This is a genomic window from Marinococcus halophilus (assembly GCF_900166605.1).
Taxonomy (GTDB): domain Bacteria; phylum Bacillota; class Bacilli; order Bacillales; family Marinococcaceae; genus Marinococcus; species Marinococcus halophilus.
Window position 1 is genome coordinate 1,255,324 of sequence record NZ_FVZD01000006.1, and the last position, 20,287, is coordinate 1,275,610.

Annotated in this window: 17 protein-coding genes; 12 read left to right on the forward strand and 5 right to left on the reverse strand. The window is 49.1% G+C overall.

Annotation, left to right across the window (positions count from 1 at the left end; all coding sequences use genetic code 11):
- Positions 1 to 225: 225 nt before the first annotated feature.
- The 12 genes from rny (at position 226) to B5066_RS12475 (ending at position 13,998) form a co-directional block, all read left to right on the forward strand.
- Positions 226 to 1,788, forward strand: coding sequence for a ribonuclease Y (gene rny, locus B5066_RS12420; RefSeq protein WP_079476221.1), 1,563 nt, complete (start codon positions 226 to 228; stop codon positions 1,786 to 1,788).
- Between the two features lie 63 nt (positions 1,789 to 1,851).
- Positions 1,852 to 2,649 (forward strand): TIGR00282 family metallophosphoesterase, encoded by a 798-nt coding sequence (locus B5066_RS12425; RefSeq protein ID WP_079476222.1) that lies wholly within the window; start codon positions 1,852 to 1,854, stop codon positions 2,647 to 2,649.
- Positions 2,650 to 2,750: 101 nt separating this feature from the next.
- Positions 2,751 to 3,011, forward strand: a complete 261-nt coding sequence (locus B5066_RS12430) for a stage V sporulation protein S (protein WP_022792833.1) — start codon at positions 2,751 to 2,753, stop codon at positions 3,009 to 3,011.
- Positions 3,012 to 3,141: 130 nt separating this feature from the next.
- Positions 3,142 to 4,821, forward strand: a complete 1,680-nt coding sequence (locus tag B5066_RS12435) for an ABC-ATPase domain-containing protein (protein ID WP_079476223.1) — start codon at positions 3,142 to 3,144, stop codon at positions 4,819 to 4,821.
- Between the two features lie 97 nt (positions 4,822 to 4,918).
- Positions 4,919 to 6,502: a tRNA (N6-isopentenyl adenosine(37)-C2)-methylthiotransferase MiaB gene (miaB, locus tag B5066_RS12440; protein WP_079476224.1), complete on the forward strand. Its 1,584-nt coding sequence runs from the start codon at positions 4,919 to 4,921 to the stop codon at positions 6,500 to 6,502.
- Between the two features lie 4 nt (positions 6,503 to 6,506).
- Positions 6,507 to 6,875, forward strand: a complete 369-nt coding sequence (locus B5066_RS12445) for a YlbF/YmcA family competence regulator (protein ID WP_158219058.1) — start codon at positions 6,507 to 6,509, stop codon at positions 6,873 to 6,875.
- Between the two features lie 197 nt (positions 6,876 to 7,072).
- The gene (mutS, locus tag B5066_RS12450; RefSeq protein WP_079476226.1) at positions 7,073 to 9,658 is read left to right on the forward strand and encodes a DNA mismatch repair protein MutS; all 2,586 of its coding nucleotides are present in this window, start codon (positions 7,073 to 7,075) and stop codon (positions 9,656 to 9,658) included.
- 3 nt (positions 9,659 to 9,661) lie between these two features.
- The gene (gene mutL / locus B5066_RS12455; RefSeq protein WP_079476227.1) at positions 9,662 to 11,536 is read left to right on the forward strand and encodes a DNA mismatch repair endonuclease MutL; all 1,875 of its coding nucleotides are present in this window, start codon (positions 9,662 to 9,664) and stop codon (positions 11,534 to 11,536) included.
- A 24-nt stretch (positions 11,537 to 11,560) separates the two neighbouring features.
- Positions 11,561 to 12,343: a class I SAM-dependent methyltransferase gene (locus tag B5066_RS12460; RefSeq protein WP_079476228.1), complete on the forward strand. Its 783-nt coding sequence runs from the start codon at positions 11,561 to 11,563 to the stop codon at positions 12,341 to 12,343.
- Positions 12,340 to 13,278 carry a tRNA (adenosine(37)-N6)-dimethylallyltransferase MiaA gene (gene miaA / locus B5066_RS12465; protein ID WP_143745432.1) on the forward strand — a complete coding sequence of 313 codons (939 nt, stop codon included), beginning with the start codon at positions 12,340 to 12,342 and terminating at the stop codon, positions 13,276 to 13,278. The genes B5066_RS12460 and miaA overlap by 4 nt, the downstream gene beginning before the upstream one ends.
- Before the next feature lie 45 nt (positions 13,279 to 13,323).
- Positions 13,324 to 13,563 (forward strand): RNA chaperone Hfq, encoded by a 240-nt coding sequence (hfq, locus tag B5066_RS12470; protein WP_022792841.1) that lies wholly within the window; start codon positions 13,324 to 13,326, stop codon positions 13,561 to 13,563.
- Between the two features lie 141 nt (positions 13,564 to 13,704).
- On the forward strand, positions 13,705 to 13,998 hold the full coding sequence (locus B5066_RS12475) for a hypothetical protein (protein ID WP_079476230.1): 294 nt from the start codon (positions 13,705 to 13,707) through the stop codon (positions 13,996 to 13,998).
- A gap of 17 nt (positions 13,999 to 14,015) precedes the next feature.
- Here the strand turns inward: B5066_RS12475 and B5066_RS12480 are convergent, their stop codons facing one another.
- The 5 genes from B5066_RS12480 to dndB are packed head-to-tail and all read right to left on the reverse strand — an operon-like array spanning position 14,016 to position 20,184.
- A complete protein-coding gene (locus B5066_RS12480; protein ID WP_079476231.1) occupies positions 14,016 to 15,137 on the reverse strand; it encodes a cysteine desulfurase family protein in 1,122 nt (373 codons plus the stop codon).
- A 4-nt stretch (positions 15,138 to 15,141) separates the two neighbouring features.
- On the reverse strand, positions 15,142 to 15,519 hold the full coding sequence (dndE, locus tag B5066_RS12485; protein WP_079476232.1) for a DNA sulfur modification protein DndE: 378 nt from the start codon (positions 15,517 to 15,519) through the stop codon (positions 15,142 to 15,144).
- The gene (gene dndD, locus B5066_RS12490; protein WP_079476233.1) at positions 15,516 to 17,504 is read right to left on the reverse strand and encodes a DNA sulfur modification protein DndD; all 1,989 of its coding nucleotides are present in this window, start codon (positions 17,502 to 17,504) and stop codon (positions 15,516 to 15,518) included. The genes dndE and dndD overlap by 4 nt, the downstream gene beginning before the upstream one ends.
- A gap of 17 nt (positions 17,505 to 17,521) precedes the next feature.
- Positions 17,522 to 19,084, reverse strand: a complete 1,563-nt coding sequence (dndC, locus tag B5066_RS12495; RefSeq protein ID WP_079476234.1) for a DNA phosphorothioation system sulfurtransferase DndC — start codon at positions 19,082 to 19,084, stop codon at positions 17,522 to 17,524.
- Positions 19,084 to 20,184, reverse strand: coding sequence for a DNA sulfur modification protein DndB (gene dndB / locus B5066_RS12500; protein ID WP_079476235.1), 1,101 nt, complete (start codon positions 20,182 to 20,184; stop codon positions 19,084 to 19,086). The genes dndC and dndB overlap by 1 nt, the downstream gene beginning before the upstream one ends.
- Positions 20,185 to 20,287: the final 103 nt, after the last annotated feature.

Genomic DNA, 20,287 nt, shown 5'->3' on the forward strand with positions numbered 1-20,287 from the left:
AAAGCGGTGTCAATCCCTATAAAAACAGGGATTCCTGCCAGTGAGCTTTCTTGACAGCGTCTTACGGTAAAGATACAATAAAGAAGTGGAACGTTTGTTTTGTTCCGCACTTCGATGAGCGTATTTATTCGCAAGCAGAACAATGCGGACACGAAAAAGAATCATCAATGCAACTTTCGCAACAACCGAAAGTGAACAATCAGATAGCAAGAGGAGGTGACATGTATGAACACTGCAATCATCTCCATTTTGCTTGTTATCGGTGCATTGATAGTTGGTTTGATTGGATATTTTGTCCGAAAAGCGATTGCCGAAGCGAAATTCAAAAGCGCCGAGCACGAAGCCGGCCAGATTGTGAAAGAAGCTGAGCGGCAGGCAGAGACAATCTTAAAAGAATCGCGGTTGGAAGCTAAAGACGAAGCACATCAAATTCGGGCAGAAGCAGAGAGTACTCTGAATGAACGAAGAAATGAAGTTCAAAAACAAGAAAACCGCTTGATGCAGAAAGAAGAGACCCTTGACCGAAAAAGTGAGACGTTGGACAAAAAGGAAGAATCCTTGGAGCGCAGAGAGGAGTCTCTCTACGAAAAACAACAACAGGTTGAGGAAAATAACAGCAAAGTGGAGGAGATTCTCGCCAAACAGCAGGAGGAACTTGAACGTGTTTCCGGCATGTCGCGGGAGGATGCGAGAGAGATGATCCGCCGCGAAACCGAACAGGAAATGGAACACGAAACGGCGCTTCTGATCAAAGAACGCACAGAAGAAGCCAAACAGGAAGCCAACAAAAAAGCGAAGAATATTTTATCCCTGGCCCTGCAGCGCTGTGCTGCTGACCATGTCGCCGAAACGACGGTGTCTGTGGTGAACCTGCCGAACGATGAAATGAAAGGGCGGATCATCGGCCGGGAAGGACGCAACATCCGGGCGCTTGAAACGTTAACCGGTATTGATCTTATCATTGATGATACCCCGGAAGCTGTCATTCTCTCCGGTTTCGATCCGATTCGCCGCGAGGTGGCGCGCATTGCGCTTGAACGCCTCGTGCAGGACGGCCGCATTCATCCGGCACGCATCGAAGAAATGGTCGAAAAGGCACGCCGGGAAGTGGATGAATTTATCCGTGAATACGGCGAGGAAGCAACGTTTGAAATGGGGATTCACGGGCTGCATCCGGACCTCATGAAGATTCTCGGACGCCTTCACTTCCGGACAAGCTACGGCCAAAATGTGCTGAAGCATTCGATGGAAGTCGCGCATTTGACTGCGCTGATGGCCGCCGAGCTCGGGGAGGACGAACAGCTGGCCCGCCGCGCCGGACTGCTTCATGACCTCGGGAAGGCCATCGATCATGAAGTCGAAGGCAGCCACGTGGAAATCGGCGTCGAGCTTGGTAAGAAATACAAAGAGCACGAGGTCGTCATCAACAGTATTGCTTCCCACCACGGGGATACCGAGGCTACCTCGGTGATTGCGTCGCTCGTCGCTGCCGCAGACGCGCTGTCCGCAGCACGGCCGGGAGCACGCAGGGAAACGCTTGAAACGTACATCCGCCGCCTGGAACGGCTCGAAGAAATTTCGGAATCCTTCAAAGGGGTCGAGAAAACCTTCGCCATTCAAGCCGGACGCGAGGTACGGATCATGGTGAAGCCGAATGTGGTGGACGATCAGCTGGCACCGCAGCTGGCAAGAGATATCACAAAACGGATCGAAAGTGAACTGGATTACCCGGGCCATATCCGCGTAACGGTGATACGGGAAACCCGGGCAGTAGATTATGCGAAATAAAGCGGTGATTGCCACCGCTTTATTTTTTTATGCGTACACACGCGAAGAAAGGAAGTCACAGACATGAAATTTTTATTTATTGGCGACATCGTCGGTTCGCCGGGGCGGAAAATGGTGGAGGAGTACCTGCCGCGCCTGAAGCGCAGGTACCAGCCAACCGTCACGATCATGAACGGCGAAAACGCGGCGCACGGCAAAGGCATTACCGAAAAGATCTACAAGCAGCTGCTCGAAGCTGGGGCGCAGGTCATTACGATGGGGAACCATACGTGGGACAACAAAAACATTTTCGAATTTATTGATGACGCCAAGATGATGATCCGGCCGGCCAACTACCCGGCAGGCGTGCCTGGTGAGGGAATCAAGTACCTGCGCATCAATGACCAGGAAGTGGCGGTGATCAACCTGATCGGCCGCACATTTATGGGTAATCCGAACGACGACCCGTTCCAGAAGGCGGATGAGCTTGTCACAGAGGCCTCAGCGCGCACGAGCTTCATCTTTGTAGACTTTCACGCGGAAACAACGAGCGAAAAGCAGGCGATGGGCTGGTTTTTAAGCGGACGGGTGAGCGCGGTGGTCGGGACCCACACCCACGTACAGACGGCCGACGACCGGATTCTCGACGGCGGGACCGCCTTTCTGTGTGACGCAGGAATGACCGGGCCGAGCGACGGCATTCTCGGCATGGAGCGCGAGGCCATCATACGAAAGTTTCAGACAAATCTTCCTACCAAGTTTGAAGTGGCCGAAGGGCGGGAACAGTTAAATGGAGTCTTTGTGAAAGCGGATCCGAAAACCGGAAAAGCGACCACAATCGAACGCATCCGTATCGACGAAGCCCACCCTTTTTTCGAGTAAAAAAAGAATATTTAGAAAAAAGCAGGAATCTGCCCCTTCTTTCATGAATTATGACTAATACAATGGCGTTATCATTGATCCTACGCAGGGAGGTACTAGAAATGGAAGTATTAAAAGTATCCGCTAAATCCACTCCAAATTCTGTCGCAGGTGCCTTGGCCGGAGTTATTCGTGAAAAGGGGGCCGCGGAAATTCAGGCGATCGGAGCCGGCGCCATTAATCAGTCCATCAAGGCGATAGCCATCGCCAGAGGGTTTGTGGCGCCGAGCGGCATTGACCTGGTCTGCATTCCCGCTTTTACCGATATTGAAATTGACGGCGAGGAACGTACGGCGATAAAATTGATTATTGAGCCGAGGTAAACGTCCCCCGCCGCCTCCGGCAGCGCCCGGGCGCTGCCGGCAATTCCATACATATCACCAGCCGGTGGTACAACGAGACGTCCCCGCGGCGTCTTTTTGTATGCCGGCATACGATGAGAGGAGCATACCAATGAAACAACTGATTCAAACGCTGAAACGCATCGACCGCAAGGGCTACAAAGCCTACAACGATATTAAAGGCACGCATGAGTTTTCGGACTTCCGGCTGCACATGGACCACGTGCAGGCGGACCCGTTTGCCAGCCCCTCCCGTGCCCGGGTGACGCTTTCGAGAAAAGCGCTCGAGCTCGGCCCGGAGGTTGAAGAAAGCGACGCGCGCCGGGTGGCGGCCATCGACTTTTTCGCCCTTGCCATGCAGGAGGAGCTCCACAAGCAGAAGGGCAAGCCGGGCATTATTATCGACGGCCCCGGCCAAGAAATGATCGACCGGACAGCCGTGAAGCTGTCGAAGGATCATCTTGAAATCCGGCTGTCGATCCACCTGCCGGCCCGGGGGCGCACAATCCAGGGCCAGGAGGCGGTCGACCGGCTCACCAAACAGCTGCCGGAGGCGATTCAGCGCGCTGTCCAGCAGCATTCCAAACAAAAGCTGACAGCCCAGCTCGAGCTCGCCGACCAGCAACAGGCGGTGCGCCGCTACCTGCAGGACAACGGCTGCATCGCGTTTGTGGCCAACGGCTCGGTGCTGCCGCGTGCAAGCGGCGTCAGCAACCGCCCGATGAGCGGCAAAGATGTAATCTCATTTCAATCGCCGAAGGAGCGCGAGGTGACGATTGAGCTTCCGCACGGAAAGCCGGTTACCGGCATGGCGGTGCCAAAGGGCGTGACGATTATTGTCGGCGGCGGCTACCACGGCAAAAGCACGCTCCTCGAAGCCATTGAGCGCGGCGTGTACAACCACCGCGCCGGCGACGGCCGTGAATTTGTGATTGCCGACCCGGGCGCGGTGAAGGTGCGTGCCGAAGACGGCCGCTCGGTCACCGGGGTCAACATCAGCCCGTTCATCGCGAACCTGCCGGCCGACAAGGACACCTCCTTTTTTACGACCGAAAACGCGAGCGGCAGCACGTCGCAGGCGGCGAACATTATGGAGGGCCTCGAGGCGGGCGCCGGAACGCTGTTGATCGATGAAGACACGAGCGCGACTAACTTTATGATCCGCGACGCCCGCATGCAGGCGCTTGTCGCCAAGCGCAAGGAGCCGATCACGCCGTTTATTGATAAAGTGCGCGCCCTCTATGACGACGAAGGCATTTCCACCATTCTTGTCGTCGGCGGAGCAGGAGATTATTTTGACGTGGCGGATTATGTTATCATGCTTGAAGAGTACGTGCCGTACGACGTGACCGAAGAAGCGCGCCGGATTGCCGGCGAGCACCCGACCAACCGGGCGAAGGAAGCCGGGGAAGCTTTTGGGGCCTTAACGGGCCGGCGCATTGCGGTCCACCGCTTTGACGCCCGTAAAGGCAAAAAGGAAAAGGTGAGCGGCAAGGGCCGCCAGACGGTCATGTACGGAACGGAAACCATCGACCTGAGCGCGGTCGAGCAGCTGATCACCGGCAGCCAGACGAATGCGATTGCCGAGGCCATCCGGCACGCGAGCAGGCAGTTCCAAAAGCCGGCGCCGCTTCCGGAGGTGCTCGACTACATCGAGCAGACGATCGACGAGCAGTCGCTTGACGGCCTGTCGCCGTTTAAAAACCAGCACCCGGGCGATTTTGCGCGCCCGCGCCGGTTTGAAATCGCGGCGGCCATCAACCGCTACCGTCCGCTCCGGGTCGAACGGTGATTGAGTTTTGCCGGTTTTCGGCTTATAATATGAAGCGACGATAAAAAAATTGCGGGCGGCACGTCCGCCCGTACCTATAGAGAAGGGAGAGACCACCGTGACTGATAAAAAGCAAACGGATACGTCTGAACAAACGACTCCGGCGGTCGATCCGGCATACGAAAAATACTTTGATTTTTCCAAAGCCGAAGTGGAAAGCAACGAGGACGGCAAGCAATACATGAAAATCGGAGGCCGGTCGATCGTCATCAACGACCAGCCCGACCATAAAGCAGGACGCAAGCGGACGAAGCAGGACGCGTCGGTGCACTATGACTTTGACATACCCGAGGACATGCGCGGCATCGGCTACGGCAAAAAGTACCTGATCCGCACGTACGGCTGCCAGATGAACTATCACGACACCGAAAACATGGCCGGCATCCTTGAAGAGATGGGCTTTGCCGAAACGAAGGACACCGAAGAGGCCGACCTCATCTTTTTGAACACGTGCGCGATCCGTGAAAACGCGGAAAACAAAGTGTTCGGCGAGATCGGCCACCTGAAGGCGCTCAAGCGCGAAAAGCCGGAGCTGATGCTCGGCGTATGCGGCTGTATGTCGCAGGAGGAAAACGTCGTGAACCGCATCATGCAGAAGCACCAGCACATCGACATGATTTTCGGCACGCACAACATCCACCGCCTGCCGGAGCTGCTCCGCGACGCCATCCAGGGCAAGGAAATGGTGATCGAGGTCTGGTCGAAGGAAGGCGATGTGATCGAAAACATGCCGAAAAAACGCGCCGGCGGCACGCAGGCGTGGGTCAATATTATGTACGGCTGCGACAAGTTCTGTACGTACTGCATCGTGCCGTATACGCGCGGCAAGGAGCGCAGCCGGCTGCCGGAGGACATTATCGCCGAGGTGCGCGACATCGCGCGCCAGGGCTATAAGGAAATTACGCTGCTCGGGCAGAACGTGAACGCCTACGGCAAGGATCTCGGGCTCGACTACGGGCTCGGCGAGCTGATGAACGAGCTGCATAAAATCGACATTCCGCGCATCCGTTTTACGACAAGCCACCCGCGCGACTTTGACGACTACCTGATCGAGGTGCTCGCCCAGGGCGGCAACCTCGTCGAGCATATCCATCTGCCGGTGCAGTCCGGCAACAGCGACATGCTCAAGCTGATGGGGCGCAAATACACGCGCGAGGAATACGTGGAGCTCGCCCGCAAAATCAAAACGGCAATTCCGCACGCGTCGTTTACGACCGACATCATCGTCGGCTTCCCGAACGAAACGGAAGAGCAGTTTGAAGACACAATGTCTCTCATGCGCGAGATGGACTACGACAGCGCGTTCACCTACATTTACTCCCCGCGCGAGCATACGCCGGCGGCGAAGATGGAGGACAACGTGCCGATGGACGTGAAAAAAGAGCGGCTCGCCCGCCTGAACGCGCTCATGGGCGACATTTCGAACCGCCGCAACAAAGAGCTCGAAGGCCAGGTGCTTGAGGTGCTCGTCGAAGGCGAAAGCCGCAAAAACGCCGACGTGCTCTCCGGACGGACGCGCACGAACAAGCTCGTGAACTTCCGGGCACCAAAAGATGTGATCGGTGAAGTCATCTACGTCCAAATTGACGAAGCCAAAACGTGGTCGCTCGACGGCCATGTTGTGGAATTTGCGGAGGTGTAAGCAAATGGCCTACACGAAAGAAGAAGTGATGCAGGAGGCCGGGCGCCTTGCCGAACGGCTGAAGGAAACCGAGGAAGTGGATTTTTTCATCCGCGCCGAAACCCAGATTAACAACAATGTGCGGATCCAGAACCTGATTCAGGAAATCAAGGACAAGCAGAAGCAGGCGGTTAACTTCCAGCACTACGAAAAAACGGAAGCGAAGCGCCAGGTGGAAGCGCAGATCAACGACCTGCACGAAGAGATTGAAAACATTCCGATCGTCGGGCAGTTCCGCCAGAGCCAGACCGAGGTCAACTACATTCTGCAGCTGATCAGCGACCAGATCACCGCCTCAATCTGGGAGAATGAGGACGACAACAGCACATTATAAAAAGAACCGCTTTCCGTTTAACGGGAGGCGGTTTTCTGCTTTCAGGATTTTATAAATTTCACATACTGTAATTTAGTTTCCTTTTCAATAATGCTATAATAAAAAGGACTGCAAAAACGAAGCACTCTCTATTGGAGAAGCGGGGGTAACGCTGTACAATAGATACGCAATGAAACACATATAACGGAGGCTTTTGGATGCCAGAGACAGATACACCGATGATGAAACAGTATAAGGATATTAAAGCGGCCTACCCGGACGCCTTTTTGTTTTACCGGCTCGGCGACTTTTACGAAATGTTCTTTGACGACGCGGAGCTTGCCGCCCGCGAACTGGAAATTACGCTCACCAAACGCGGCCAGAAAAACGAAAACGATATCCCGATGTGCGGGGTGCCGTATCACTCCGCCGAAGGGTATATTGCAACATTGATCGAAAAAGGGTATAAAATTGCGATCTGCGAGCAGGTGGAGGACCCGGCCAAGGCAAAGGGAGTCGTCAAGCGCGAGGTGGTGCGCATGATCACCCCGGGGACGATCATGGAAGGGCGCGCCCTCGATGAGACGGAAAACAATTTCCTCGTAGCCATGGTGCCGAACGGAACGGAAACGGCGTTTGTGAAGGCGGACCTGACGACGGGGGAAGCGGCTGCGGCGCTTTTGTCCGATGACGTCGGCGAATGGCAGCGTGAAATGACGACCGCGCACCCGAAGGAAATTATCGTTCCGGAGGAGCAGGAGGGCGTGATGGCTGACATCTACCGCGGCATGATTTCGACCGGACCGGTGCCGGAGCTGCAGCCGGAATGGGAGGAGCTTACCAGCGCCCTTGAGAGCCGTACGCTCCGGGACGGGGCGGCGCTTCTGCTCGGCTACGTGGAGCGCACTCAGCAGCGCTCGCTCGGCCACCTGCAGCCGTTTACGGTGTACGAGCCGAACCGGACGATGCAGCTCGACCTGCATTCGCGGCGTAACCTGGAGCTGACGGAGACGATGATGGGCAAAACGAAGGACGGCTCGCTTCTCGGCGTGCTCGACCATACCGTCACTGCGATGGGCGGCAGGAAGCTGCGGCGCTGGATCGAGGAGCCGCTTCTCTCCCGCCCGGCCATCGAAGAGCGCTACGGCATGGTGGCGTCGTTTGCGGAAAACTTCTTTGCCCGCGAGGACCTGCGCGAGCATCTGCGCGACGTGTACGACATTGAACGGCTCGCCGGCAAAGCCGTCTACGGCAACATTAATGCCCGTGAGCTTGTGCAGCTGCGGCGGACGCTGCAGGCGGTGCCGGCGATTGCCGACCTGCTCGAAGGGATGAACAACCCGGCCATCAACGAGCGTCTTGTAGACGTGTCCGCCTTTCAGGAGCTTGAGGAGCTTCTTGACCGGAGCCTGGTGGACGACCCGCCGTTTGGCGTCCAGGAGGGCGGCATGTTCCGCTCCGGCTTTCACGAGGAGCTCGACCAGTACCGCGAGGCGGGCCAGAACGGCAAGCAGTGGATCGCGGAGCTCGAACAGAAGGAGCGGGCCGAGACCGGCATCAAGTCGCTCAAGGTCGGCTACAACCGGGTGTTCGGCTACTATATTGAAATCACCCGGGCCAACACCTACCTGATTCCGGACGGCCGCTACGAGCGCAAGCAGACGCTCACGAACGCCGAGCGCTACATCACCCCAGAGCTAAAGGAAAAAGAGGATCTGATTCTCGGCTCGGCGGACCGTGCCGTCCAGCTCGAGTACGAGCTGTTTCTCGATCTGCGTGAACGCGTCGCGGGCTACGTGCGTCCGCTCCAGGAGCTTGCGGACCTGCTGAGTGAAATGGATGTGCTGCAGAACTTTGCCCATGTAAGCGAGCGGCTCGGTTACGTGCGCCCGGCCTTCAGCGCGGACAAAACTTTGGCTGTCCGCGGTGGCCGTCATCCGGTCGTGGAAACAATGCTCACCGCCGGCGAATTTGTGGCCAACGACACCCACATGGAAGAGCACGGCATGCTGTTGATCACGGGACCGAACATGGCCGGCAAAAGCACGGTAATGCGCCAGGTGGCGCTGATTGCGATCATGGCGCAGATCGGCTGCTTTGTGCCCGCCGAGGAGGCGGAGCTGCCGCTGTTTGACCGGATTTTCACCCGCATCGGGGCGGCCGATGACTTAACGAGCGGCCAGAGCACGTTTATGGTGGAAATGAAGGAAACCCAGCAGGCGCTCTTGAACGCGAGCGCCGACAGCCTGATCCTGCTCGACGAAATCGGGCGCGGCACGTCCACGTACGACGGCATGGCGCTTGCGCAGGCGATCATGGAATACATTCACGAGCAGGTCGGGGCCAAAACGCTTTTTTCCACGCACTACCACGAGCTGACCGTGATGGAGGACCACCTGCCGGCGCTTCGGAACGTGCACGTGCGGGCGGTGGAAGAGGACGGGGAAATCATCTTCCTGCACAGGGTGGAACCGGGCAGGGCCGACCGCAGCTACGGCATTTACGTGGCCAAGCTCGCCGGGCTGCCGCCGCAGGTGATCGAGCGATCCGAGACAATCCTGAAAAGCTTTGAGCAGCAGAAAACGGCCGCCTACGCAGCACCCGAGGAACCCGCACCGGAGACGACGGTCCGGGAGGCAGAAGAGCCCGAACAGCTCGCGCTCTTTTCGATTGATGACGGCAGCGCCCGGGCCAAAGAAATCATGAGCGAGCTGAAGCGGACCGACGTGCTCCGCATGAGCCCAATGGATGCGATTGAAAAGCTGTACGAGCTACAGCAGTACGCGAACCAGGAGGAGGAATAAGCGGTGACGTATGTAAAAAAACTCCCGGACGGCCTCGCCAACAAAATTGCGGCCGGGGAAGTCGTCGAACGCCCCGCCTCGGTCGTGAAGGAACTCGTGGAAAACGCGATTGACGCCGGCGCTTCGACCATCCAGGTGGACGTCGAGGAGGGCGGGCTGTCGCTCATCCGGGTGACTGACAACGGCCGCGGCATGGACCAGGAGGACGCGGAGCTTGCCTTTGAGCGCCACGCCACGAGCAAGCTGTCCCGGGAAAAGGACCTGTTCCAGATTGAGACGCTCGGCTTCCGGGGCGAAGCGCTCCCGAGCATTGCGGCCGTTTCGAACGTTACGATGGAAACCGGGGACGGACGTGAGGCCGGAGTGCTGATCCGCTACCAGGGCGGCAAACGCATCGCCTGCACGCCGTCCAAAAGCCGGCAGGGCACCCAGGTGGAGGTGCGCGACCTGTTTTTTAACACGCCCGCAAGGCTCAAATACGTGCGCACGATGAACACCGAGGTGGCAAACGTCGCGGATGTGATGAACCGGCAGGCGCTCGCGCACCCGGACGTGAGCTTCCGGCTGTACCACCACGGCAAGCAGCTGCTTCTCACGAATGGAAACGGCAGCCTGCAGCCTGTGCTCGCAGCCATTTACGGCCGCCAGACGGCGCGCGACATGCTGCATATCGAAGCGGAGACCGACGACTACCGGGTGAGCGGATGGATCGCAAAGCCCGAGACGTACCGCGCCTCGCGCCAGTACATGTCGACGTTTGTGAACCACCGCTACATCCGGCACTACCCGCTCACCAAAGCCATCGAAGCGGGCTACCATACGCTCCTTCCGATCGGCAAGCACCCGATCGCAGCGCTGCATATTGAAATGAACGTCGGGCTGATTGACGTGAACGTGCACCCGTCCAAGCTCGACGTGCGCGTGAGCAAGGAGGAGGAGCTGCTGCAGCTTGTCGAACAGGCGGTGCGGGAGCGGCTCCAACAGGAGCGCCTCATTCCGGCCGGCGACCAGAAGCGGGCCAAATCAGCGCCTGCGTCCAAGCAGATGAACCTCACCTTTGCCGAAGCGGCGCCAACACCGGCGGCTGAGCCCCGGCGGGAGGAACCGCCTACCCCAGCTGAGCCGGAACCGTCCCCGGCGTCACACGCCTCTGCCCACGAGGCATCGTTCAGCGACGACGCCCCGGCCGGGGAACCGGAAGCGGAGACGGTGTTTGAGCATGCGGAAGCCTGGCCCGAGGAGCAGGAGGTGCCACAGCCGGAGCCCGAAGCCCCGGCACCGGAAAGCACCGGCCCGGAGCTGCCGGAGCTGCGTCCGATCGGACAGTTTCACGGCACGTATATTCTCGCGGAAAACGAGGACGCGCTGTACATGATCGATCAGCACGCCGCGCAGGAGCGCATTTTTTACGAATACTTCCGCGTGAAAATCGGCGACGTGGACAAGGACGTGCAGCAGCTGCTCGTGCCGATTCTGCTTGAAGTGACCAAGGAGGAGGAAATCCTCATCAACGACCGGCAGAGCGATTTTGAAAACATCGGGATTTTCCTCGAGCCGTTCGGCGGCCAGACGTTCCGGGTGCACGCGCATCCGACCTGGTTCCCGGCCGGCGACGAAGAAAGCGTCATCCGCGAATGCATCGAAGAAGTGAAAAACAACAAACGCATCAGCGTGCATGAGCTCCGCGAGGAGGCGGCGATTCTGATGTCGTGCAAGGCGGCGATCAAGGCGAACCGCTACCTGGCGAAGGACGAAATCCAGGCGCTCGTCGACCGGCTGCGCACGTGCGAGAGCCCGTACACGTGCCCGCACGGCCGCCCGATCATCATTCACTTTTCCGACTACGACATGGAAAAAATGTTCAAGCGCATCATGTAGCTGCATAGAAAGGGAGAGAGCGCCGTGATTATCACCACCGCCAAAAAGTCGGACTCATTCGTCCGCGCGGAAGCCGAGGCAAAGGCGCGGGCGTGGAACGCGCCGTACGTACCGCGGGAGAAGCGATCGATCCAGCACTGGCAGCGGGAAACCGGGGAGGACATCTACATTGTGGCAGCGGGCGGCGATACGTACTATCCGGCGACGGAAGCCGCCGAGCCGCTCGCCTTTCATCCGTCGATGGCGTGGCTGCGCGGCCTGCAGGTGCACCGCGGGGGAAGCGACCCGCTGCTGGAGGCGGCAGACGTGCAGGAAGGTGATACGGTGCTTGATGCGACGCTCGGCTTCGGCGCCGACAGCATCATGCTTGCTCTCGGCGCGGGAGTAAGCGGAACGGTGCTCGGCATCGAAAAACAGCCGGTCGTGGCGTCGCTCGTCCGCAAAGGGCTCCGGCTTTCAGGAGACTATCCCGGCTGGTTTACGGACGCGATGCGGCGGATCACGGTCGTTCGGGGCGACAGCCTCCGCCTGCTGCGGCTGCTTCCCGACAGCTCCGTGGACGTCGTATACCTGGATCCGATGTTTGCGGAAGCGGTGGACACCAGCCCGGCGATCGACCGGCTGCGCCCGGTGGCGGCGACCGACCCGCTGACAGATAAATGGATTGAGGAGGCGCTTCGGGTGGCCCGTCGCAGGATAGTCGTCAAGGACCATGCGGACAGCCCGCATTTTAAGCAGTATCAGTTAACCCCGACCGGGCGGCGGAGCGCCGCGGTCCGGTACGGATGGAAGGAGGCATACACGTGAAGCAACCGGTACTCGCCGTTGTCGGCCCGACGGCGGTCGGCAAAACGCGGCTCGGCATCGAACTCGCCCATAAATACAACGGCGAAATCATCAGCGGCGATTCGATGCAGGTGTACGAAGGCCTGACCATCGGCACGGCCAAGCCGACGCTCGAGGAACGCCGCGAGGCCCCGCACCATCTCGTGGACATGCTGTCGCCGGACACGCCGTATTCGGCGGCGGACTTTAAGGCAAAGGCCGAGCCGATCATTGAACGGCTGCACGGGGAGGGCAAGCTGCCGATTATCGTCGGCGGCACCGGCATGTACATCCGGGCGCTCCTGCACGACTATTCGTTTTATGACGCGAAAAAGCAGGAGGACGTGCGCGAGAAGTGGGAGCTGTACGCGCACCAGTACGGAAGCGACGCGCTGCATGCGAACCTTGCGAGCCGCGACCCGGAGCGGGCGGCTGCGATTCATCCGAACAACGTGCGCAAGGTGGTGCGGGCACTCGAAATTCTCGAAACGTCGGAGGAAGGTCCAACTTTATCCAAAAAAATGCAAAAAAAGCATTCGCCCTACGCCTCATTCATGATAGGATTAACAATGAACCGTCCGTATTTGTATGAGCGGATCGAGCGCCGGGTCGACCGCATGATGGCTGACGGCCTCGAGCACGAAGCGCGCTGGCTGTACGAACGCTTCGGCGAGGAAGTACAGGCCGCCCAGGCGATCGGCTACAAGGAATGGTTCCCGTATTTCCGCGGGGACGAAAGCGTCGACTGGGTCGCCGAGCGGATGAAGCGCAACTCCAGGAGATACGCCAAGCGGCAGCTCACTTGGTTCCGCAACAAAGAGGACGCACACTGGTATGATATTACCGATCGCTCCCGGCCTTTTGCCGACGAAGCGTTTGCTTCGATTCTGCGGCAGTTCGAGCGCGAGCATCGCTAATACATAAATCACTTACTAAGCCCCGCAGTGGAAGGAGATTCAATCATGAAACAATCAGTCAATATCCAGGATCAGTTTTTGAACGTGGTACGCAAGGAAAAAATTCAGGTGACCGTCTTTCTGACGAACGGCTTTCAGCTGCGCGGCCTGATCAAAGCCTTTGACAACTTCACCGTCGTCCTCGACAGCGACGGCAAGCAGCAGCTCGTCTACAAGCACGCCATCAGCACCTTCGTCCCGCAGCGGACCGTCTCCCTGCAGACCGAAAGCGAGAGCGAGGAATAAAAAAAGAGCTTCCTAAAAAGGAAGCTCCCGAGATCGCCCGTTCCTGTGGAAGCAGGGGCGGGTGGTTTTTGTTAAATTTGGTTGTATGTTTCGCCAGTTGATTAAACATGATAGTAATAATAACAAAAAAGAGGTATGAAAATGAAGTACGATCTTGCGCGAGAAATGGCTAAGCATTATCAAAAGTTGTATATAATTGAAAATTATATTAGAGAAGAAAAACAGAAAAACCTTTATTTTCATGAGTATATTTCTTTATTGAACGAAATAGAGTTTAGTAAAGATTTTAAACAAAAATTATATAAATTAGTGAAAGTTAGAAATAAAATTTGCCATATGGAGATCTTGGATATAGAAGAAAAAAAACTACTGGATTTATGTTATAAAGAAATAACAAAAAAAGAACAAAAGTCTAATAAAACTTATACAATTTAGTCGATTCTGGGATTGTATTATAATCTTTCAAAAATCTTAAGCTCAGAAACTTCATTATATGGAGAAAGCGAAAAACGTATTGTTGAGCGTATCTGATCTATAGGATATCCACATGCCTCTAAAACATGACTAGGTTTACTAGAACTACAGGCCGAGCCAGTAGATAAAGCTATATCATTTGCAAGATTTTTTACTAGTACTTCATTATTTACACCTTTAAATTGAACACTCAGTAGACCCGGAATTTTATTAGAAATATCGTTATTAAAGATAATTTGTTCACCAAATTGAGTTGATAATATATTTTTAAGTTCATTTTCTAATTTTAGTAGATTATCAATATTATCCTTTAGTTTATTATTAGCTATTTCTGCAGCTTTTCCTAAGCCAACAATATTATGAACTGAATGCGTGCCACTTCTATAATCTTTTTCCTGACCTCCACCATGCAAAAGTGGAGTTAATTTAATTGGAAGGCCTAGAGCGTCTTTCCTAATAATTACAAATCCGCTTCCTTTTGGGCCATGTAGTTTGTGTGCGGAACCTGATAAAAAATTAATACCTGGTTCGAAATTTATATTTGTCTCTAACTTTCCTATAACTTGTGTTGCATCTGTATGGAAAAAAACATTATGACTATCACATATCTCTGCTATTTCACTAATCGGGTTCAGAGAACCAATCTCATTGTTTCCCCAAATGATGGATACAAGAAGTGGAGGATTTTTAGACAATATTTCTTTGAAATTCTGAATATCTATTCTTCCAAAACTATCTACATCTAAATAAGTAATTTCGAAACCTTTAGCTTCCAAATACTTACATGTTTCAAGTATAGCTGGGTGTTCAACTTTTGTAGTAATTATATGATTATTTTGTTCTTGATAAAAATCTGCTATTCCTTTTAAAATCATGTTATTACTTTCAGTAGCTCCACTAGTGAAGAAGACTTCATCTTTTTGACAGCCTATTAGTAAAGCCACCATTTCTCTTGAATACTCGATTGCTGAATGGGCATTTTCAGCTATAGAATAATATTTACTTGAAGGGTTTCCAAATTCTTCTGTTAAATAAGTAAGCATAGTATCTTTTACTTCAGGAAGGATATTAGTTGTTGAGCTATTATCTAAATAGAGCATATTATCATCCTTTTTCCATACTCAACATATTAATAATGAATTTTTCATAATTACCAGCATGTTTATATTCGCTTTCTAGAAGGTCTATTCCTCTTTCTAAGTGAGAGTTGAACAAATTAGGAAAAAATTCTTCATCACTGATTTCACGTTTAGCATGCTGAGTTAATAAGATCTTAAATACTTCATCGTATTCTCCAGTTAATGTATTTCTATTAAATTCGAGCCCATTAGCGTCTTGGGGATTAATTTCAGGAAGAGTAGGAAGTTTAACAGAGAGCGAAATTGCTAATCTACTTAAAATATTTGGATTAAGATTAGTAGTTGATTGAAGGTATTTTAGTTTCTCTTCTGTGTACTTAGAGGTACGTAGCCTAAAGTTCATGCTTTCAGCTCCGATTCTTTAAACTTAAAATATTCTTTATGAACATCAATATTTTGATTAGTAGTGTTGAACTCAAGAGTGTATTCATGTGATAAGTGGCTTTTCAATAAATTATAATGTTTTTCTTCAATCTCAGTATCAGTTGATAATATTAATACTTGTTCACCACTTAAAGGTATAAGTTCAGTTAATACGGTATACTTATGCGTTTTATCTAAACGACTTAGTAGAGTATCATATATAAAGGGTAAACGACTTCCAGAACATTTGAACATAGCCCAAATAATAGAAAGTAAAAGTATTTGTTTTTCTCCAGCAGACAGGTTTTCTTTAGCAAGAATATCATTGTTGTTATCGCGCAAAGTAACTTCGTAAGTTACATGGTCGATATGCAATGAAGATATATACTTTTGTTTACGCATCAATTTGTTTAGCATTCTAGTAGCTTCAAATTGCACCTGTTGTAATTTTTTCTGTTGTTGTATGCTTCTGAATTCCTTACTAATTTCAATAATGTCATTAGATAAAGAAAAAGTATTTTTTTTCTTATTAAATTGTGAAATTTCATGTTTTTTGTCAGAAATATTATTTTGATTCAAAGTTAGTTCATTTTGAGATTCTTCGAGTTCTTGCTCAAGTTGATGTACTTCTTGTTCAAGACCAATAATTTCCCGATTAGTATTTTCAATATCTTGTATAATTTTATTGAACTCTTCCGAAGAATTATCGTTTTTATTGATCTGATCTCTCAATTTTTTTGACTGTTCTAATTGGTTTTGGTTGGATTTAATTAAATTTAAATATTTTTGAAAATCTTCTTTTTGAAGTTGATTGCATAATGATTCAAGAAGGCTCCTTTGAGAAAAAGAAGCTTTTTGTATTAAGTCTACATTATTTGATTTGAATTCATCTAAAATAGCATTTCTAAATTGGTGATTGTTGATTTCAGTCTTTTCGAAGGGAAGAGTACTAATTATTTCTTCGGTAGTATTTAGGTCAAGTCTTTCAGATAACTGTAAATAAAACTCGTGAGTTTCTTCCTCAGAAATTTGTTGTTTGGCTTCGAATAATAAGTCTTTATTTAAATAAAAAGGAAGCAAGGTAGTAATAAAATCTTTTACTGTTTCAGAATTGTTTTTACGCTGGTTCTCAATTTCATTTACTTGATTAATTAAAGTATCTCTTTCTTTTTTGGCAAGGCCTCCGTTAAGATCAAAATCTTTTTTTAAACTCATCGAATGATGCTCAAAGTCGGCAAGTGATTTTTTTTTATTAGAAAGTGTTTCATTTAAATTCAGAATTGTATTCTTAATATTTTCTTCTTTTTGATATAAATCCATTAATTCTTTTTCTGTAGTGGAAATGCTCTTTTGGTCAATGTCTTTTTTTACATACTGTTTTAAATCGGATTCTAATTGTTCGAATAAATTAAGCCCGAACAACTCAATAGAAGCATTTTTAAGATAGTCAGACAATAAATCCTCGTTAATGACCTTAGATATTTCTTCTCCGTCAAAAAGACACAAATCAAATAGTTGGGGAGGCATAGTTTCTCTTAGTTTAGTTTGGTATAACTCTTTTTCAAATTCATTTAAGTGACGTTCATTTTTTATAATATCTAATTCTTCTTTTATTTTTCCATTGTTAACTTTCCAACTACGATATAATTGATAGTTATTTAATTCATAGTTTTCAATTTCATTATATTCAAGGATAATTCTAAACCGTTGTTCATTTTTGTTTCTTAGATCTTTGTTTAGAAAGCTCCATATTTTGTCATAGTAAGCTTGGTTTTCTGTTTTATAACCATAGTTGAAAGGTCCAAATAAACCAATTTTAATTGAATTAAGTAATGTGGTTTTTCCTGCGCCATTTTCCCCTCCTATTAATACTACATTCTTCTCTGAAGAATTTACCGAAAGATCGAATGTATGGATATTACGGTAAGGGCCTATATTTTCCAAAGTTACTTTATTTAACAACATAATATTTAACCTCTCAATTATAAATGTAGATAATCTTGGTTTAATGTTTTTTCTAGTTCGTTCATCAATCCATTTCTCATTTTAAAACCTGCATGTTTTTTTTCAGAAAGGATTAATTTTTTTAGAAGGTTAAAGTCAATATTTTTTTCTTGAGCTAACAATTCTAAATCCGATACTTGCTCATTGTCTAAAAGAGGACGATCATCTAATTCCCAGTCAAGTTCTCTACCCATAACTTTCCGGTAAATTTCGGGTAGTGCATCTTCAAAGTTTCCAGCCTCTAGCCAAAATCTTCTTATTACGCGTAGTTCTTCTTCGCGTATCAACTCGAAATTAGGATCTTCAGGATGACGTATATCTCTTTGAGTTATAAGCAGATTTTCGAGTATTTCCTTCCTTGCTTCCATTGTAAATGGCCCTAATCCCAGTTGTTCCAAATTTCCATCTTCATTCCTTACCAATAGCTTTAAATCTCCTGCACTTGCCAGATTTATTTGTTCTTCTTTTATATAGGTTTTCAAATTTTCTTTAGATACTATTGTGTATTCTTTTAAGTTAATTAAATCTTTTTTTCGGCTGCCTTTTTTCGGAATAACAACGTAATTTTCTCCGTTTATTTCTTCAATATGAACTTCTTTAAAGTACATTTGCCCGTTCATTCTATATTTCATTCTTCTTTCTCGATCGTCACGAATCTCAGCTAACCAATTACGAAATTCTAATAATGGACGCATCCAATCTTCGCCGCTTTCAATAAAACCATTTAAGGCTTTATCTTCATTAACGACTGTACACACCCAACAGCCAAAACGACTGTTCCCACAGGAACCAGCATTTTCTTTTACACTTGTATCTACGACTAAAGGGCATTCCCCGCTATTTGAGTCTTGATACAATTTGTTTAATTCATGATTATTATCTCCCCAAGGAGACTCAACAGTTAATAAATAATCCCAAACATCATCTACATTAAAATCACGTACGGGTGCATACACATAAGCGTTTGAAAGAGAAGAATGTCGCATCAAAGTTTTTCCTTCTACGCTGTGCGATTTCATAACGTTAGCCCTAGTAGCACTTTCGTTATCACGAACGCCTAAAACCATAATCACTTCACCAAATTTAGATACTTTATCTTTAATAAAAGTATTGGCTGGATCAATTTTTAAACGATCTGTACACCATCTAAATTTTTGATTAGGTAGAGGGTACCCTTTACCTATTATATTAGCCCAATAGGATTGCTCAGGTTCAGGTTTAACTTTATGCGTTTCTATAGGTAATCCTATCTGCAAAGCTTTATTTTGAATGTTTATTAAAGTAGTATTAATTGATTGAATAATTAGAGGCGTCTCTACTAATGTATCAGAGGATATAACATAAACTTTCTTGTGTAATTCTTCTTTTGGTAATTCTGAGAGGGCTTCAAATACTAGTTGAATGACGGTAGTTGAATCTTTACCCCCACTATAGCCAACTACCCATGGACGCTCATCTGATTTATAGACTTTTTTAATCTGTTCTTTAGATTCTTCAACTTTAGGAAATTGTTTATTTAATAAATTATTAATGGTTTGCATTATTTAATCTCGCTTTCCTTAAATTTATCCTCTAATTTAGTTTCATTTTCTGTTAAAGGAAGAAGTAATTTTTGTTTTATTAAATTTGCTGTAAGTTGAATAGTGTAGTTGTTTTTTTGAATTCTACCGTTTGCGTTAAAAGCTCTACCTTCCCAGTCTTTTGAGTTAGATCTATTCCAATCAATAGAAGATAAATTCTTTAAAATTTCTTTCCATCTATCAGGATAATAATCATAAACGTATTTTCCTACGATTCCTATAGCTTCAAGGAACAAGCCATGGCCAACAATATAATTCATTCTAAGTTCACGAGGATTAAGCTCTTTATTTAATACCATTTTCCATTCCAAAATAATGTCACATAAAAATGCCCAAAAATCTTTCAAGAACTTTTCTTCATCTTCAGTTATTATGTCACCTTTAGTTTTGTTAACTAGCCTCAAATTAGTATTAAAAATATGATTTAAAGCTACTATTTTCGGAGAATTTTTAGACAATGACACACGTTCGTGATCAGTATACCGAGCCAATAATGGATTGTGAGCCACAATTTCTTTAGTAATGATAGCCAATTTGTCGCGATGATCGTAAAGAATTCCAATAGAAGAAGTAGTATTGACCGCATGTCTATTAAGATCCGAGAAAATTTGCTGTGAATTTTTTAAACCAGAATCTTTGAAAAACACTACTGAAATCGTTTCATTACCTAATTCAGGTGCAATTTTTAACGCTTCTTCGATAGCAGCTCTTCGGTGTTGTCCATCGTTAATAAGAAATTTTGTGTCTAAAGATATAATTAGTTTGCCGATATTCTCGAACCCAGGTTCATGACTAAACGGTTGAAACTCTACCTGACCGTCTAATGAAGCAGTAAGTGAAGAGAAAACATAATTGTCTTGATTTTCGACTATATAATTAGTCATTTCAGGAATTCTATTTTTATTTAAAATCCTTTGAGCACGATGTTGTGGAGGGATTTCTTCTTCATCAAATAAAAATATTTTAGGAATTAAACGTAGGGGGGACATGACTACGAAATATTCTTCTCCAGCTTGTTGGCCTTTAAGCGCTGGAAAACTATAATTAAAACCAGTTTCCATATACAAACACCTCAATTACGTACGTAATATTTATCATCATTTTAACGAATAAATGTTCTGCTTACAACTATTTAAATAGTCAAAACAAAAATTTTTATTCTGA